Raw genomic sequence first — 18,043 nt, 5'->3', positions numbered from 1 at the left:
ACTGAGGAGCAAGGCTTTTTGAGTTTCAATTATTCTTCTGTTCCAAGGAAATTTTTCGCAACAAGTGCTGCAAGAACGCCACCAACAATTGGAGCAAGTATGAAAATCCATACTTGTTGAAGGGCTGTGCCACCGACCAAGACAGCAGGAGCCAAGCTACGAGCTGGGTTTACTGAAAGGCCAGTAATGTTCAATCCCACAAGGATCATGGCCATCAAGGACAAACCGATTACTAAACCAGCAATCGCACCATTTCCCTTGCTTTCTGAAGTCACGGTCATGATAACTAGGACAAACAAGAAAGTTGCGATGACTTCAAACAAGAATCCACCAAAGACAGTGACACCGTTTGCCAAGGCATTTTCACCAAGACTAGCAGTTGACATGCCTGAGTTAGACAAGAGGAAGAATACTGCAGCTGACGCAAGGAAAGCTCCAACTACTTGTCCAAGGATGTAGTTTACAAGTTCTGAAGATGACAAACGTTTGTTTACAAACATAGCAATTGAAACAGCTGGGTTCAAGTGAGCACCTGAAACAGTTCCGATTGAGAAAGCTGCAACCACAATTGCTAAACCAAAGGCAAAAGCAATTCCAAGGTGTCCAAGGCCATTAAGACCATTTCCAAAAACAACGGCTCCTGTCCCGATGAACACAAGCATAAATGTACCGATTAATTCAGCAACAAATTTTTTCATGATAAGTCTCCTTTTTTCAAACTATGTATTAGTCTATCAAAAGAAGGAAAGGGTTTCAAGAAAATTGATTGTAAATTTTATATATGTTGCAATATTGTTTTCAAAATTTGTATATTTTTAATGTATTGCAATTAGTTGTAAATCTCTATATTTGATGGTTATACTATACTGAATAAAATGAGAGTTTGTATTAATCTTTTTAAATAGCATAGAACTCTCTATTTAATCCATTCCCCATTATAATTGACATGATATCCATCTGGTGTAGTTGTACTGATTGCTAAGGCACCTGAACCATATGCATAGTACCATTTCCCTGAGACACTAAACCAACCTGTTTGCATTGCTCCTGAAGAATTGAGGTAATACCATAATCCACCTGTTTTTACCCAGCCTGTTTGCATTCCACCTGAAGAATTAAGATAATACCATGAACCGCCTGTTTTTACCCAGCCTGTTTGCATCCATCCTGAACTGTCAAAATAATACCATGTACTGTCGATTAGTTCCCAACCATTAGATGTATAGGAACCATTGTTATGTCTATACCACCAACGACCAGATGATTGAATCCAACTTCCTTTTGAAGCAAGTCTTACTTTTAACTTATAGGCTTCAGATACTTTGATGTATTCTTTCTTAGCAGTTTCCTTTTTAACTTTTGCATTTTTTAATTTAGCATTTGCATTTTCAAGTGCTTTTTTTGATTCCTCAAACTTCTGTTTAGCGATAATCAAACTTTTTTTAGCTTCATCGAGTTTTTTTGGAGCATTTTTGAGATTTGTAACATATTGATGTTCTGTATCCAACTCTTTTTTAGCATTTTTAAGTGATTGTTCAGCAGTCTTAACGAATTTTATCTTATCGTTTTTGACTACTTTCAATCGATTTAGTTCAGTCTCTTGTTTCAAAAACTCAGTTTTAGCAGCACTCAGCAAAGTTTGTTGTTTACTCAATTCTGCTTGTGCTGATTTCAAAACGTTTAGCTTAGCTTCATTTTGTTTTGTCAAATCCACAAGACGTTTTTTAGATTTGTCTAGTTCTTTTTTATCTTTATCTAAAGTCGTTTTAGCAATGGTAAGATTATTGTTGAAAGACGATATTTTTCCATTTACTATGGTCTCTTCATTCCTTTGTTTTCTGTTAAAATTATCCAGAGCCTCTTTAGCTTTAGTATAGGCTGGATTTTTAGGATGTGTGATTTCATTCCAAACATAACGGAAGGTTATTTTAGGCAAGAATTTTACTCGTTTCCCATTAAAGTAAAATTCGCTATAATCTGGATTACTATCTTTATTTTCTGCTCTTGCTAGAGAATATGAATCGCTTGGATCATAATAATATGTCTCACCATTATAAACATAACTTCTTCTTTCAGATGGACTAATCACAGAAGGTAGGGTACTATAAACATCTTTATTTTCACTAATAAATGTTAATACTCCATAATTTCCATAGCTTGTTTTTTCGCTAGAGGATGCTCCGACAGCCATCCCTGTCCCAGAAGCTGCTAGCAATGGAATTCTATGACCATAGTTAAATGTATTTGATTCTTTCGGAGTTGATGAGCCATATAACGAGGCATTACTATAATCATTAAAGTAAGATAAGACCTCTTTATAAGCAAGTTCTTTTTCACTTAATACACTCTTTTCTGGAACCGAACCAGCTGTTGCATTTTCAGTCGCATCCTTAAAACCAAAATCTTGATTTTTCAATTTTGTATCATGTGACAATTTATTATTTGCCACCATTTCATTTGCTCTTGCTTTTCCATATCTCAAAGCCTTGTCAGTCACAGCTGGCACTGGAATATCAATACCATTGATTCTACGCAATTCAATTAAGTATTTACGAACTTCTTCAGAAACCTTTTTATAATCAATCACATGAGGAACGTTGACATAATCTTTAGATGAGACAACGATAGTTTCTGTTCTTTCTCCGCTAAAATTCACATCTTCGTTCGCAGCAACATAAAGGGTCTTTCCATCTCTTCCTACGAAAGTTTTTTCCTCAAGTGGCGGAGTCTTGGAATCACTCTCGCTAACAGAATTTGATTGAATCTCGTGAGGGACCGTAACTGTTAAAAACTCATTCCCAGCTGATTTTAAATTCTTTTCAAGAGTAGAACGGTTCTTATTTCCTCTTTCTACAAGTGCTTTTCTTTCTTGTTGTGCTTTTGAGAACTCACTAGTTAAAGAACTCACTTTAGCTTGGTCAGCTTTCACCTTCGCATCTAATTTCTCAGCAGTTTGTTGCACCTCACGTAATGTATTCCAATCAAAAGCTTTCTCTGCTACCCTTACTTTGTCTTGTGCCTTTTTTACGTCTGCTGCTCTTTGATCAACCTGAGTTTTTGCCTTATTAACAACTGTTTGTTGGTTCTCGACACTTGTCTGAGCTTGTTTCTCACCTTGTTTTACTCCAGCCAAATTTTCTTCGGCTTTCTTGACAGTTACTTGTTTTGCGGCAAGATCCTTTTCTGCATTTTTAATTTTCTCAGGTGTAGCTTGTTTAGCAAATTCTTGAGCTTGTTTCAAAGCGTCATCTGCTTTGTTCTTATTTGTTACAGCAGATGCATACTCTTGTTGCGTTTTATCAACAATCTTCTGAGCATTCTTTTCTTCCTCAATTGCTTGATTTAGTTTGACTTCTGCCTTTTTAACGTCTGATTCTGAAACTTCAACATCCTTTTTGGTCTCTGATTGACTGACAGTAGTTTTATTCGATTGTTTATTTGTAACCTCATCTGCTTGGACATGACCATTAAAAGTAGTTACTATTGCAGTTGCAACTCCCAAACCAATCAGCACTTGTTCCTTTTTCATAAAATTAACCTTTCTTTAAAAACGTTTACATTATTAATTTTAACATATTTACTTATATTTCAAAATAAAACGAGTAACTCTTCATCTGTACTCTCTACATAACTCCTTCTCAGGAGAGTATTTAGGAGTACAGACTTCAGCTATTTTTAGGACGATCTTATTATATAGTATAAATAAAAGTACAGAGAATACCAATACTATTCCTGCTTCAATTTTTTTTAATCACCACCAAAAATAAATATCATTCTAAAATCTCAACAATATAATTCTATTGTTGCACTTTTATGATTTTATTCCCCAACTCAGCACTGTAGGCGATAATCTGGTCAACTGTGTCTGACAAGAATTGGATGGTATCACGGAGTGGTTTGTCTGTTGAGATATCCGCTCCGATAATCATGGCTGACTCAAGCGGTGTCTTACTACCACCTGATTTAAGGAGATTGATCCAATCTTCAGCTCCGGTTTCTGAATGTTTCAGATGAAGGTAACCAGCTGTTGAGATGACAAGGCCAGCAGAGTAGGTGTAGCTATACAAGCCCATGTAGTAGTGAGCTTGGCGCATCCAAGTCAAGGCTGCATCGTCATCAATCTCAATAGCATCTCCCCAGAAATCTGTCAAAACTTCCTTCATAATGCTGTTGAGCTTGCTTGCTCCAAAGGTTTCCCCTTCTTCAATCAATGTATAAACCTTACGCTGGAAGGCTGCTTCCAAGAGGTGGGTGATGAAATTATGGAAGTAGGTATCTGTTAAGCGGTGGGCAAGGGCAAATCGTTTTTGACGTGGGTCGTCCGATTGGTGCTCCAAGTAGTCACTGAGAAGCAATTCATTGAAGGTTGATGGCGCTTCGACATAGTAGGTTGACATGTGGGCATTGAAGTAACTTTGGTGATTGTCAGAAAAGATGAATTGACCAGAATGCCCAATTTCATGAATCAAGGTATAGACATCGCTCAAACGACCAGTCCAGCTCATGAGGACATAAGGGTGCACGCGATATGGGTCCGCCGCATACCCGCCAGAATCCTTGCCACTATTGGCAGCGAAGTCCACCCAGCGCTCTTCTTGATAGCGAGCAACTTCCTGACAATATTCTTGCCCCAAAGGTTCTACTGACTTCATGACCAAATCATAGGCGTCATCAATAGTCACTTCAGGATTAAGAGCGCTGTCCAAATCCAATTTCCAGTCTGCAAAGGTCATCTTTTCAAGACCATTGACCTTGGCAACATGCTTGAGGTACCTCTGAGCAACTGGCGCAAATTCTTGCATGATGAGGTCAATCTGGCGGTCAAACATGGCACGGTCAACTTCTTGCTCAGCCAGAAGATAGTCAAAAACTGAGTCATAGCCCTTCATATCTGCCAACAATTTCTCAGACTTGACTTGGGCTAAATAGGCTGCCGCAGCCGTATTTTGGTGCTTACGGAGTCCCTCTGAAAAAGAACGGAAAGATTTCTCACGAACCTCAGCGTCCTCGTGGTTTTGGTAGAAATTTTCATAGGTAACAAAGCTATTTTTGTAGGTCTTGCCATGGGCTTCAAAGTCAGCCATTTCAAAGTCCCCAGCTCGCATCTTAGTGTAAATGTCCTGTGGGCTGTAGAAGACTTCACCCAGATTTGTCAATGCCTTTTCCACATCAGCCCCTAGATAGTGGGCTTTTTTGATTTTGGCCTGACGAATGGCTGCCGTCAAGTGAGGCAATTCACCCAAACGGTCCAAGTCTTCCTCGTCTGCAGCCACCAAGGCGTCGTCAAAGAAGGTCAAGGCTACGCTGGCATCTGTCTCAAAGTCCATCCCAGCCTGGGCAATATTGGCAAATTCTTCATTGCTATAGTCTGTCGTCTGAGGCATAAAGGCATAATTGCCAATATGGCTCATCTGAATATAAATTTGTTCCAATTCTGCAAAGGCCTTCTCGAAATCCTCAAAAGTGTGAAGATTGCTCTTGTAGTCACGGCTAAATTGGTTGATGTCTTCGCGCGTTTTCTCGATTGCACGCAAGAAATCCTCACGATCTTGGTATAGGGCGGTTAAATCCCAAAGTTCCTTCTCTGGAAATTCTGAACGGTGTTTTTGTTCCATTTTCTTCCTCTTATTTTTCTAATTCTACTAAAACACTAAGGGCTGATAAGGCGTAAAGCGGGGCTGTTTCTGCTCTTAGAATGCGAGGGCCAAGTCCTGCAAGAACAGCTCCTTTAGCTTCAAAACTTTCAATTTCTGCAGGTGACAGACCGCCTTCTGGGCCAAAGATAAAGAGCAATTTGGCTCCTTTTTCAAGACCAGTGACTGCTTGTAAGAGCGCAGCGGCTTCTCCCTCTTTTGCTGATTCTTCATAGGCTACTATGATAGAGTCAAACTGGTCCAGCTGGGTTAGAAAATCTGCTTTTTTCTCGAAAAGTTTGATACTTGGAACCAGATTCCGCTTGCTTTGCTCGGCAGCTCCCAGGGCGATTTTTTCTAGTTTTTCAACCTTTTTGCCTAGTTTCTTGCCGTCCCATTTGGCAACTGACCAGTCGGCAGGAAATGCCCAGATTTGGCTAGCTCCTAGTTCCGTCACTTTTTGAGTGATGAACTCCAGCTTGTCTCCCTTGGGAAATCCAGATGCGATGGTCACTTGGATTGGCAGTTCCACATTGTCAACTAATTCTTCAACCAATTCAAACTGACGTGCTTCCACATCAAGCACGCGCGCCAAGCGCTTGACGCCATCATCAAAGACTAAGGTCACCTCATCATCTTCTTTCAAGCGCATGACCTGAAACATATGCTTGCTGGTTTCCTTGTCCTCAATAGTGACAGGAGAGATTGCACTGCCTTTGACAAAATACTGCTGCATGCTAGCCTCCAATCACACCAGAAATATCCTTGGTTTTCTTAAAGACACAGGCATTCCATTCCCCTTGAATCATGTGAGTTTCAAGGAAAAATCCAGCTGACTCAGCCGACTCGCGCACCATGTCCCACTTGTCCTTGATAATGCCACTCATGATGAGGTAGCCTTCATCCTTGACCAAACGATAAGCATCGTCTGTCAGATGAATGAGAATATCCGCCAAGATATTGGCCACAATGACATCTGCTTCAATCTCCACACCCTTGAGCAAATCTCCAGCAGCAACATGGATGTTTTCCATGCCAGGGTTGAGCTCGATATTTTCCTGAGCCACCCGAACCGCCACATCATCCAGGTCATAGGCGAAAATTTCCTTGGCACCAAGCAGCGAGCTGGCAATAGAAAGGACACCTGATCCAGTACCCACATCTAGCACCGTTTCGCCACCACGAAGAACCTGCTCCAAGGCAAAAAGGCTCATCTTGGTCGTTGGATGAGTACCCGTACCAAAGGCCATACCAGGATCCAACTTGATAATCTTTTCTCCAGCAGTCGCCTCATAGTCCGTCCAGGACGGCACAATGGTCAAGTCATGAGTAATGCGAGCTGGTTCATAATATTTCTTCCAGTTGTCTGCCCAGTCTTCCTCAGCCAAGTCAGTCGTGCCCATCTTGACCTCTCCTAGATCCATAAAGTCTGTCAATTCTGCCAGGCGAGCCTGCAAATCTGCCTCAACCACTGCTACATCAACCGTGTCAGGATAGTAGGCTGTCACCACGATTTCTTCTTGTTGCTCAACCTCTGGGAAAATCTCACCGAAGCGATCCACATTCCCCACATAGTCCATACTGTCTTCGATCGCAACACCTTGCGCCCCCAGCTCAATCAAGAGATTGGAGACCAGCTCCTCCCCCTCACGCTTCACTGTAACTTTTAACTCTTGCCATGTTTCCATCATTAAGATACCAAGCCCGTAAAACACAAGGCCAAAATAGGAAACTCTCTGAAGACGCTTGTGTCTATGAGAAGTTTATCTTTTTGGCACAGTGTTTAGGGCGGGTTCAGTTTAGAAATGTAACCGAACCATCCTTTCTATTTGTCAATCAATTTTTTCATGTAAACCATATCCATACCTTCTTTTTCAGGCTCGATATGGGTTTGACGGTAGCCATTTTTTTCATAAAAAGCGACCATGCCCGCATCCTGTAATACCGTACACAAATCCCACTGTTTAATCGTTGGAAATTCCTTTTCCAGTAATCTCAATCCCTCAGAACCATAACCTTTTCCTTGATACTGGGGCAAAATCGCTGCAGTTCCTAACCAAGCCTCCGTCAATCCCTCATTGGTCTGAACTCGTAAAAATCCGATATTTTCGCCCTTTTCTTTCAAAAAGTAGTAATAGCTATTGGGACGCTCAACCAATTTCCACTTGATTCGTTCACGATCCTCTAGATAGGGATCATACTCATCTTGATATTTCTCATAGACAGCCTTAAAGCTAGCTCTTTGAATGGCAATTACGGTTTCTAAATCCTCTGCTCCTGCTCGGACAATCTGAATCATACTACTACCCCCAAATACACACTCTCTCAACTAGTACTTCTATACTCTTCCACACGCTGTTTTACTGACCTTTAAATTCTTCAATCACATCTGTATAGTGTTCTTTCATCGCGCTATGAATCTGCTGTTTAAAAATACCAAACATAAGATAATAAACAAATAGAAGAATTCCTACTAACAGTATCAAAAGTAAAAAATATACTGAAAGAGGCAGTACGAGACCTCTACCACTCAGTAAGGGTAAAACAAGCATTAATCCCCAATTAACAGCCATAGCAATCCCAGCTACTTTTGTACCTCTTACTCTCTGCTTCTTTAACTTTAAATACTCCATATAAATAAATGCAGCTTCTTCTCTAGAATATTGTCCAGTTTTTAGTTTGCGTTTAACTTCCTTATTTAACGTCGTTGTTGCAATTGCAAAAATCATTTTATTTCCTCCATATAATCCTTCATCCTATCCTGCAACTGAGGTACGACCTTATCTGAGCCAAGAAACTCATCAATGCTCATCAGTTTATAGCCCTGTCCTTCGTCACCAAAGACAATCTTGTCAAACTGTTCCTGAGCCAACTTTCCAACTAGAAAGACTGACTCCTTCCCCTCAAAAAGCATACTTGGGTACACCTTACTCCAAAGCAGACAATCCTCAGTCAGATGAATGCCTAGTTCTTCATAAACTTCACGCGCCACGCACTCAAAAGGACTTTCATCACCCTCTCGTCCGCCACCTGGCAATTCCCAGGTATTAGGGTATGGAATGTTTAATTTGTCATCACGTAAGATAGTTAAGAGCTTATCACCACAAAAGAGGGCAATTTTGCAACCTGTAAAATCAGAAATTTCTATTTCCATATCAAACTCCTTCAGCTAATGCCTTCTCCAGCTCCTCTAACCAGTTTGCATAGTAGCCTTTCTCATCTCGCAACATGCGACTAGTATTCATTTTCTGTCTAGCAATCTTCATAGCCTTGCGAGTTTGAGCCATGTCTTTCCTTGCCTTAAATTGATACCAGGCTTGAATGATCTGCATGTCTGCCATTTTTAGAGACAAAAAGGATTTAACTCCTCGATTACTTGCATACTCCTCCGCTTTTTCATGATCTCCTTCTAGCAAGGCAATGTGAAGAAGGTATAATTGAGAAATCGTTTTAGACATTGGATTATCTGTTTTCTCTAGCAAAGACTGAAACTGTCGCTTAGCAAGTTCTATATTATCATCCAATATGAATACCAAGCCCTGGAGAGTCTGAACACTTTCTGCAAAACTCCCTCTCGCATTCTCATCAACAGGCATGATAAAGTCTTTCAAATCATATTCTTGAGGAGCTAGCAAGGTCTGGGCAGAATGCCTCAACACCAAGTAGGCGTATTGGGTATTTTCAGGGTGTTGTAGCAATTCCAAAATTTTTGCTCCATCGGTAATCCCAACTGGCTTAGCATTGATGAGAAGAAAAGATAGATTTAGACAAATCCAAGTAGCCGCAAAATACCAGTTTCTTGTCAAAAATCCATACAATATCGCCAATAAAATCAAACCAAGATGAACTACCAAGCCGCCTGCAAGCATCAGGATGATTCTTTGATCACTTTCATCTTCTTTCAATCCAATATACTGAGCACCAACATTTTTGAGAACAGCTGTTCGACTAAGAGAAAACTCACCTGACTTTTTGGTCAGAAGAAAATTCCCTAATCCAAAAGCCACCAGTCGATAGCCTGTCAGGTAACCGCAGACTGCATGCCCCAGCTCATGAAGGATAAATATCAGATAGATGCTGAAAAAAGTAAATAGGTAGCCTGGAACAAAGACAAACGAAAAATCTAACTCTTTAAAGGCAATTGTTCCAAAAGCAAATCCTAGCATCAAAAAAACAAAGGACAGACCAGAAATAAGATACAAACCTATTTTCTTCATATACTTCCTCACTAGTTTCTAATACCTCGGATAAGGATAAAATTCTCCTTCTTCCAAGCCGACTTTTCCTTCTTCAAAGACTTCTTGGTTCCATTCCATGACGAACTCTTCTGCTTCTGGGTCTTCCAAAAAGTCCATAAGCGCATCCAGCCCAACCTCTGCAGTGTCTTTGAGGAATAGCGCAAAATAAGCTAGAAACTCACGAGAAAAACCTTTTTTAGGTAGGTAAGGGATAACTGTCAAATAGTCTTCCTCATTGACTGTTGACTTGGCAGGATTGTAGAAAAGGACTGCTTCTTCAAAGAGAATGTCGTCTGATGAGACCTCTCCGTCCTCGTCTAGCATCTCTACTCCCGCAGCATTTTGTGCTTCCAATAAAAAACTCACTTCAACTGCATGATTGCGCTTGTCCCAGCTAATCTCAAAGTCAAAGGGAAAGTTCTTGTCCAATTCTTCCTCTAAAACATCTAAAAATCCGTATGTTGCCATTTTGTCCTCTTTCTATGCGACTCTTAAATCGCCCCGATTACTCGGAAATATGCTAAAATAGATACTACCATCTTACCACATATACATCAGAAAATCCATGTTAGAAAGGACTGCTATGCCAGACAATCTCGCGCTTCACATGCGCCCAAAAACTATCGACCAGGTCATCGGTCAGGAGCATCTGGTCGGACCAGGAAAAATTATCCGTCGCATGGTGGAAGCCAATCGTCTGTCCTCCATGATTCTCTACGGACCTCCAGGTATTGGTAAGACCAGTATTGCCTCAGCCATCGCTGGAACCACCAAGTATGCCTTTCGGACCTTCAATGCCACTGTTGATAGTAAAAAACGTCTCCAAGAAATCGCTGAAGAAGCTAAATTCTCAGGAGGATTAGTCCTATTACTGGACGAGATTCATCGTCTCGATAAGACCAAGCAAGACTTTCTTCTGCCACTCTTGGAAAGTGGTCTGGTTATCATGATTGGGGCCACAACTGAAAATCCCTTCTTTTCTGTCACTCCAGCCATTCGTAGCCGTGTTCAGATTTTTGAGTTAGAACCCTTGGCCAATCAAGATGTTAAAGAAGCGATTCAGATCGCTCTCACTAATCCTGAGCGTGGTTTTGACTTCCCAGTTGAGCTAGATGGGGATGCGCTGGATTTTATCGCAACCTCTACCAATGGAGACCTCCGTTCTGCCTTTAATTCACTAGATTTGGCTGTTCTCTCTACCCCTGAGAATGACAATGGTATCCGCCATATCACGCTTGATATTATGGAAAATAGCCTCCAGCGAAGCTATATTACTATGGACAAGGATGGGGACGGTCACTATGATGTCCTTTCAGCCCTGCAAAAATCCATTCGCGGCTCGGATGTGGATGCCAGTCTCCACTACGCAGCCCGCTTGATTGAAGCTGGGGATCTTCCTAGCCTCGCTCGTCGCTTGACTGTGATTGCTTATGAAGATATCGGCTTGGCCAATCCTGAAGCGCAGATCCATACTGTAACTGCTCTAGATGCTGCACAAAGGATTGGTTTCCCAGAAGCTCGCATCCTCATTGCCAATGTCGTGATTGACTTGGCCCTTTCACCCAAGTCCAACTCAGCCTATGTGGCTATGGATAAAGCTCTTGCCGACCTCAAATCATCAGGTCATTTGCCTATTCCCCGACACCTGCGTGATGGTCACTACAGTGGTAGCAAGGAATTGGGGAACGCCCAAGATTATCTCTATCCACACAACTATCCTGGACACTGGGTCAAACAAGACTACTTGCCAGAAAAGATTCGCAATCATAGCTACTTTTCACCAGAGGAAACTGGCAAGTACGAACGGGCCTTAGCCCAACGTAAGGAAACCATTGATAAATTAAGAAACTTGTGAAATCCTTTTCAAAAAAAATAAATTTTCCTCTTGAATTTTTTAAAAAAAGTGGTATCATATAAATATAGAAACGCTGTGGTGTACGACTTCACACTTAAGTGTTGACCGACTATTTTTTGTATTATTAGGGAAACAAAAGTCTTCTAACAGCATGTAGGCCGTCTCACACGGAAACAGCTTCAGTTAGAGCGAGTTGCCCACCTGCTTAATTGTGCGGGTTCAATACAAACCGTGAAGTTTCGGCACCAATACAGCTTTTTATTTGCCTTCTTAGCTCAGTTGGTAGAGCAGTAGACTCTTAATCTATGGGTCGCAGGTTCGAGTCCTGCAGGGGGCATCTAAACAACAGGAAAAAGCCTTGTAAATCAAGGCTTTTTTTGCTTGTCTATAACTGATTTGCCTCATCATTTGCCCCACTTTTAAATCTATCTTTTCTTTTTGAACCAAATTACATCTTAACAAATAGTGTAAAGCCAGTTACTTTTGCTTTGATGCCATACAATATTTTCATGTAGAGAAGACAAATTTTATCTTCTCTTTTTATTTTCAAAATGATAAAAACTGATTTTCTTTTCATAAATCAGACTGAAACTTCCAAATTTTCCATTTTGTTTATTGACATTTCCTCTAAAAAGGTGTATAATATTTTTATTATCAAACTATACTATATAGGGGGTATTGAAATGAAATTTTCTAATCGTTTACTGCTATTCCTTGCAGGAGTTGTTTTTGTCCTTTTAGGACTTTTCCTATTTACAAACCCAGTAGCTAATCTTGTTGCTTACAGCTGGTGGATTGCATTTGGTTTACTGGTTTCTTCTATAGCAGCTATTTTAGGCTATTTCTCTGTACCAAAAGAGCTTCGCTCACCAGCTCATCTTTTCCAAGGGATTGTTAATCTTCTCTTAGCTCTTTACCTCGTTGCCTATGGCTTTGTGACGCTGCCAGTTGTCATTCCAACTATTTTAGGAATTTGGTTAATTGTAGAAGCCATTATAGCTTTCTTTAAAGGCAATCGTCTGGGATTGATTTTCCCTATTATTGGCAACCATATCATGTGGATAGCGTTGCTTGCATTTTTACTAGGTCTAGTGATTTTGTTCAATCCAGTAGCTACAAGTGTCTTTGTCGTTTATGTCGTTGCCTTTGCATTTTTAATTGTTGGTTTCACCTATATCCTTGATGCCTTTCGTAAATAATCTAGCTGCCATTTTGGGCATATTAAAATAGCTGGGAAGTTACATTCTCAGCTTTTTCTGTTGCCTCCTTAGCTCAGTTGGTAGAGCAGTAGACTCTTAAGCTATGGGGCGCAGGTTCGAGCCCTGCAGGGGGCACATCTAAATCAACAGAAATAAGCCTTGAAACCAAGGCTTTTTTTAACGTCTAATAGCTTTTTGTAGAAAAGTATTTAAAAATAAAAGAGAAGAGAATCTCTCACTCTCTTCTCAGTATATCTTATTAAATTTAGTTTTTCTTAATCTACCTGATTTTCCTTTGCAACGACAAATTCTTTAACCAGTCGATAGATAACAGCAAATACGGGGGTAAAGAATATCATTCCAAGTAGTCCGAAAAGATTCCCTCCGATACTAGCAGCCGCAAGCGTGAAAAGGGCTGGCAAACCAATAGACTGACCTACAACTCTAGGATAAATAAGGTTTCCTTCAATCAGCTGTATAACTTGATATAGAAGAAGAGAAAGTAAGGCTTGAGTAGGACTCACTGTGAAGATAAAAATCGCTCCCACAACACAAGCAATCATAGGCCCTACATAAGGAATGAACGATAGCACTCCTGCAAAGATACCTGTCATTACTCCATAGGGTATCCCAAACACGCTGTAACCAACCGCTATCATAACTCCTATGATAACTGCTTCAATCAGCTGACTCATCAAAAATTGGTCATAAGTCTCTAGTGCTACTTGTCCAATGTAAGTCAACTTTATCACCACCTTCTCTGGAAGAAAAACTTTTAGAAGTCGACTCGTCATCGCTGCCAGATGTTCCTTACTGGATAAAAATAAAAAGGTAAATACTATAATCAGAAAGGCATTCATTATACTTGAAAAAATATTTCCTATATTACTAGTCAGACCGGATAAGAAGGTTATCAAAGCTTGACTAATAGAGCTAGACTGTCCCTGAATTCCTGATACGATAGTTGACAGCATGTCTTTGGTTACAAATTCCGAGCTGTCTAGCAATTTCCCAAGTTGAGTCAGGACTGTTGAAAGGACTGCTCCCAGCTGACTAATAGTCTGAGCAAGGGTTGGAAGCACCAAAACCAAAAGACAGATCACGATTAAGATAAGAGATAGGAAAACAAGCACCATAGCAATCGGACGGCGCAACCCTGCCTTTACCTTCATTTTAACTAGGAATTCTTCAATTTTTTTCATGGGAACATTGAGCACAAAAGCAATGACAGCACCATAAATCAAGGTAGAAGTTACTTCAAAGAGAGATACTGCCCCTGATATAAAGCTTGATGCATTCAGAATTACAAGAGTAACCAGCCCTATAAAAAGTATTAATGGGGTGTATTTTTTTACTAAATTCATAAATTCTCCTTAATAAACATGTTTAGATACGACTATACTATTTGGTTTTTCAAACTCTCGGTCAAGGTAAGCTTGGTAAGTTCCTGGTGCGATAAATCCTTTGGGTGAGAGGATATCGGTGCCAGCCTGACCGACTATGGTATCAGCCAAGAGCACACAGTTTGTAGATAAGACAAAGTAGGATTTAAACTTAGATTTGATAAATTTATAAAGTTCCCCATCTGTCTCATGTCTGATTTTATAAGCGTAGGTGTAGTCTTCCTTACCATCACCTGTCATGATTTTATCTGCACTTGGCTCCCATGGAATCGTCAGTTGTTTCAATTCAGCCAACTTTTTCTGAACTGCTTTTTCCATTTCAGGCGTCAAATCTATCCCATAACCAAAAAGCGTTTTTTGACTCTCACGTTTACATAGGTCAATGTACTTGTCACGATCACAGAAATATAAGACACCATCTCCTACCATGCCAAATAAGGTCTCAGAAGACGGATCATAGTTGCCATAAGAAATAACACGGCCTTGATAGCAGATATCCACATGACCAATTGCCGAAAACAGAGAGGTCTCAGCTGTATGAACAAAAATTTCAAGCTCCGCTGTCTTACCAGACTTCACCATTCCAAGATGGATATCCTCTCTCTCATCAGCATTTTCCTGCATGAATTTGTTGATTTTTGCTAAAGTACTTGCAGGGATGAGAGCGGCTAGGACAATAGGTAAGCTAATTCTAATGCGACGTTTGAGATGGTTTTTCCCAATTTCCTCCTCAAACAAGAAACCATCACGGATATTGGACACACCATAAAGGAAAAAATAAGCCCCTAATACAAAGAGTTGAAAGACAGAATTTCCTGTAGAGGACAAAAGACTAGTCCCACCAAGAAAAACTAGTACGAGTCCATCTAGTAAGAGACGAAAACGAGGTCGAATTTTGTTTTTGCGGTAGAGAACATAGGTGACAAGGTTAATACTAGCATGAAAAATCTGATAAACTCCAATCACAAGAGCCAAAATATAAATCGGCACATCCGTCGCAAGATTAGAACCTAGCAAATATCCCAGCACTAACAATTTAACCAGTGCAACTCCCAAGGTATCCGTTGACTGGCTTTTTTTGAAAACTCTTAATAGCAAATCTACGACCGTTGCTATCCAAGCTAAAAACAGAACCAGGCGAATAACTGTTACTGGCAACCAAGTCCCCGTGACCATCAAGATGAGACCTAGCAGAACAAACAAGAACCCCTGAGCAAGTAATTTCTTACCTGTCAGACCTAAAGATAGAATTTTCGCCATATAAAAACCTTTCAACAATAAAAATTAAACACTCCGATTAAACTGACTAGTAAATAGCCAACACTACAAACAGCCTGTGCCAGCAACATATGGTGACTAGAAATGACTGTAGTAATGTCACCATCTTGTCTTATGCACTTCTAAAATTTGTTATATTGATTAGAAACCAGAGCTTATAAAAACTAGCTAAACTCGAGAGATAGACACAATTGCGACGAAAAAATGTATAACCAATTCAACTTGTTAAGGTAAGAAAGCATTATTTCCAATCTATTAATTATTCATCTATTACCTATTATGACACAATATTCCCTATAGTTCAACTTTTTACTTGTTTTTATATTACACGGACTAAAAAGTTTTCAACAGTTGATTGCATTTGTTTTAATAAGTTTTAACCTTTCTTGGTTAGATAAAAAAAGAACCATACAGTTTAGAATCTGTATGGTTTTTGCCCCACTTTTGTCCCATTTTTAAATCATGACATTGAAAATACCTAAAATCACTTATATTTCAATATTTTTAATTGCTCTCAATATGAAAGTCCTTTCCAAATCCCTGTAGGGGGCATCTAAATCAACAGAAAAAAGCCTTGATTTACAAGGCTTTTTTGTGTATCTGTTCTACTTTTGGTCAACTAATGGATATCAACGGTATAATTTTATGAACACCCTTCCCAGACAGCTCTAATCTGATTGCACTCAAAATTTTTTAAAATTTAAAACAAAAGACTTGCTTTTCTTTTAATTTATGTTATACTTGTTCTTGTATCTGATACAAGTTTATTAAGAGAGGGATTCATATGGATACAAAATTCTCAGTTGCTTTGCATATCTTAACAATGATTAGTGAAAGCAAGGAAACCTTAAGTTCTCAAGCACTAGCTATTAGTGTTGGGACTAACGCTAGTTACATTCGAAAAGTGATTGCCTTATTGAAAAATGCAGATTTGATTCATTCCCAGCAAGGAAAAACAGGTTATCAACTCAGTAAGTCTCCAAAGAAAATGACTTTACTAGAGATCTACTATGCTACTCAAGAAATCAATCACATTAGTTTATTCCCTGTTCATCAAAATAGCAATCCTGATTGCCCTGTTGGAAAACATATCCAAGGAGCAGTTTCACCGCTTTTCGCTAGTGCCGAATCTCAATTAGAGAAGGAATTAGCAAATCAAACTTTAGAAGATGTCATTGACAATCTATATAAACAAGCTAAACAAGTCCGAAACTGATTTGATAACAAGTCAGTTTTTACTGGAAATAACATATACTTGTATCAGATACAGGTATAAAATCATATAGAAAAAGAAAAGAGAAATCACATGAAAGCCGCACAACACACTACTTATAACAAAAACAATATCACACTGAACATCACAGAAATCGCTAAACCAAGTATTACAGACAAACAAGTATTGGTGAAAGTCACCGCAGCCGGTGTTAATCCTCTCGATAACATGATCTCTCGTGGTGAGGTCAAGATGATTGTTCCTTACAAACTTCCTCAAACTGCAGGTAACGAGGTCGGTGGGATCGTTGAAAGCATTGGCAAGCAAGTTGACAACTTTCAGATAGGAGACCGTGTCTTTGGCCGTCTGCCACTTGATCATATCGGCGCCTTTGCAGAATACGTAGCTGTCGATAGCCAAGCCTTAGCCAAGGTTCCAGACTATCTATCAGACGAGGAGGCTGCTTCTGTTCCTCTTACTGCCTTGACCATTATACAGGCTCTTGAACTCATGGGCGCTCAAGCTGGGAAAACGATCTTTATTTCTGGTGGGACTGGTGGTGTCGGTGGAATGGCCATTCCAATTGCCAAGGCCAAAGGTTTGAAGGTCATCACCAATGGAGCTGGAGATAGTGCTGAGCGTGTTCTGAAACTAGGAGCAGATAGATTTATCGATTACAAAACAGAGGATTATACAAAAACTGTTAGCCAGGTTGATTATGTCCTCGATACACTTGGTGGGGCTGAAACTGAAAAACAAATGTCTATCATGAAAAAAGGTGGTCATCTTGTTTCCCTTCGTGCCATGCCAAACGGTGCCTTTGCCAAACGCATGAATCTACCAAAATGGAAACAGATGATTCTTGGCTTAGCAGGTCGCAAATTTGATAAGATGGCGGAAAAATATGGCGTCCACTATCATTTTATCTTTGTAGAAAGCAATGGCGCTCAATTACAAGAGGTAGCTGACCTCTTTAGTAAATTAGAAATCAAACCCTCTATCGATACAGTTTATCCATTTGAAGAGGTAAATAGCGCATTAGACAAGGTCGCTAATGGTCGCTCACGTGGAAAAACAGTCCTCAGCTTTAAGAAATAAAAAGGAAAACACAATGTCATATCTTACTACAAAAAATCAATTCGTCACTTGGCAATGAATAAGTGTTCCGAAAAAGGGCTAACCAAACTTTAGCAAGGTTTGTCATGCCTAGCATACTATGTCATC

General features: G+C 39.9%; 16 protein-coding genes and 2 tRNA genes. 6 read left to right on the top strand and 12 right to left on the bottom strand.

Going from position 1 to position 18,043, the window contains the following annotated elements; all coding sequences use genetic code 11:
* Positions 1-29: 29 nt before the first annotated feature.
* The 10 genes from AB2B49_RS03040 to AB2B49_RS02995 all read right to left on the bottom strand — a co-directional run bounded on the left by AB2B49_RS03040 (position 30) and on the right by AB2B49_RS02995 (position 10,339).
* A complete protein-coding gene (locus tag AB2B49_RS03040) occupies positions 30-698 on the bottom strand; it encodes an MIP/aquaporin family protein (protein WP_049505631.1) in 669 nt (222 codons plus the stop codon).
* A 218-nt stretch (positions 699-916) separates the two neighbouring features.
* Positions 917-3,529, bottom strand: a complete 2,613-nt coding sequence (locus AB2B49_RS09230) for a hypothetical protein (protein WP_372043514.1) — start codon at positions 3,527-3,529, stop codon at positions 917-919.
* Between the two features lie 268 nt (positions 3,530-3,797).
* Positions 3,798-5,615 (bottom strand): oligoendopeptidase F, encoded by a 1,818-nt coding sequence (pepF, locus tag AB2B49_RS03030; protein WP_049505630.1) that lies wholly within the window; start codon positions 5,613-5,615, stop codon positions 3,798-3,800.
* A 10-nt stretch (positions 5,616-5,625) separates the two neighbouring features.
* Complete coding sequence (locus AB2B49_RS03025) at positions 5,626-6,369, bottom strand: 16S rRNA (uracil(1498)-N(3))-methyltransferase (RefSeq protein WP_320691909.1); 744 nt, start codon at positions 6,367-6,369, stop codon at positions 5,626-5,628.
* A gap of 1 nt (position 6,370) precedes the next feature.
* Positions 6,371-7,321, bottom strand: a complete 951-nt coding sequence (gene prmA / locus AB2B49_RS03020) for a 50S ribosomal protein L11 methyltransferase (RefSeq protein WP_071851284.1) — start codon at positions 7,319-7,321, stop codon at positions 6,371-6,373.
* Positions 7,322-7,458: 137 nt separating this feature from the next.
* Positions 7,459-7,932 (bottom strand): GNAT family N-acetyltransferase, encoded by a 474-nt coding sequence (locus AB2B49_RS03015; RefSeq protein WP_049505627.1) that lies wholly within the window; start codon positions 7,930-7,932, stop codon positions 7,459-7,461.
* Between the two features lie 61 nt (positions 7,933-7,993).
* On the bottom strand, positions 7,994-8,362 hold the full coding sequence (locus AB2B49_RS03010; protein ID WP_049505626.1) for a hypothetical protein: 369 nt from the start codon (positions 8,360-8,362) through the stop codon (positions 7,994-7,996).
* Entirely contained in the window at positions 8,359-8,787 is a 429-nt protein-coding gene (locus AB2B49_RS03005; RefSeq protein WP_320691908.1) for an NUDIX hydrolase, read from the bottom strand. The genes AB2B49_RS03010 and AB2B49_RS03005 overlap by 4 nt, the downstream gene beginning before the upstream one ends.
* A 1-nt stretch (position 8,788) precedes the next feature.
* On the bottom strand, positions 8,789-9,850 hold the full coding sequence (locus AB2B49_RS03000; protein WP_320691907.1) for a site-2 protease family protein: 1,062 nt from the start codon (positions 9,848-9,850) through the stop codon (positions 8,789-8,791).
* 18 nt (positions 9,851-9,868) lie between these two features.
* Complete coding sequence (locus AB2B49_RS02995; protein WP_049505623.1) at positions 9,869-10,339, bottom strand: DUF3013 family protein; 471 nt, start codon at positions 10,337-10,339, stop codon at positions 9,869-9,871.
* Positions 10,340-10,454: 115 nt separating this feature from the next.
* On the opposite strand from AB2B49_RS02995, the gene AB2B49_RS02990 reads away from it, so the two are divergent.
* The 4 genes from AB2B49_RS02990 (at position 10,455) to AB2B49_RS02975 (ending at position 13,060) form a co-directional block, all read left to right on the top strand.
* Entirely contained in the window at positions 10,455-11,726 is a 1,272-nt protein-coding gene (locus tag AB2B49_RS02990; protein ID WP_320691950.1) for a replication-associated recombination protein A, read from the top strand.
* Positions 11,727-11,990: 264 nt separating this feature from the next.
* Positions 11,991-12,063 (top strand) — tRNA-Lys (locus AB2B49_RS02985).
* A gap of 346 nt (positions 12,064-12,409) precedes the next feature.
* Positions 12,410-12,925, top strand: coding sequence for a DUF308 domain-containing protein (locus AB2B49_RS02980; protein ID WP_000672739.1), 516 nt, complete (start codon positions 12,410-12,412; stop codon positions 12,923-12,925).
* 62 nt (positions 12,926-12,987) lie between these two features.
* Positions 12,988-13,060 (top strand) — tRNA-Lys (locus AB2B49_RS02975).
* Between the two features lie 140 nt (positions 13,061-13,200).
* Here AB2B49_RS02975 and AB2B49_RS02970 read toward each other — a convergent pair.
* Together AB2B49_RS02970 and AB2B49_RS02965 are read right to left on the bottom strand one after the other, a co-directional pair.
* Positions 13,201-14,289: an AI-2E family transporter gene (locus AB2B49_RS02970; protein WP_320691906.1), complete on the bottom strand. Its 1,089-nt coding sequence runs from the start codon at positions 14,287-14,289 to the stop codon at positions 13,201-13,203.
* A 9-nt stretch (positions 14,290-14,298) separates the two neighbouring features.
* Positions 14,299-15,588 (bottom strand): DUF308 domain-containing protein, encoded by a 1,290-nt coding sequence (locus AB2B49_RS02965; RefSeq protein ID WP_320691905.1) that lies wholly within the window; start codon positions 15,586-15,588, stop codon positions 14,299-14,301.
* A gap of 802 nt (positions 15,589-16,390) precedes the next feature.
* Between AB2B49_RS02965 and AB2B49_RS02960 the strand changes: the two genes are divergently transcribed.
* Both AB2B49_RS02960 and AB2B49_RS02955 read left to right on the top strand, forming a co-directional pair.
* Positions 16,391-16,822 carry an Rrf2 family transcriptional regulator gene (locus tag AB2B49_RS02960; RefSeq protein WP_000379854.1) on the top strand — a complete coding sequence of 144 codons (432 nt, stop codon included), beginning with the start codon at positions 16,391-16,393 and terminating at the stop codon, positions 16,820-16,822.
* Positions 16,823-16,912: 90 nt separating this feature from the next.
* Positions 16,913-17,917 carry an NADP-dependent oxidoreductase gene (locus AB2B49_RS02955; RefSeq protein ID WP_024056548.1) on the top strand — a complete coding sequence of 335 codons (1,005 nt, stop codon included), beginning with the start codon at positions 16,913-16,915 and terminating at the stop codon, positions 17,915-17,917.
* The last annotated feature ends 126 nt before the right edge of the window (positions 17,918-18,043 follow it).

It is taken from the genome of Streptococcus jiangnanensis (assembly GCF_040888325.1).
Taxonomy (GTDB): Bacteria; Bacillota; Bacilli; order Lactobacillales; family Streptococcaceae; genus Streptococcus; species Streptococcus jiangnanensis.
This window is presented reverse-complemented; position numbering and strand designations above follow the sequence as displayed.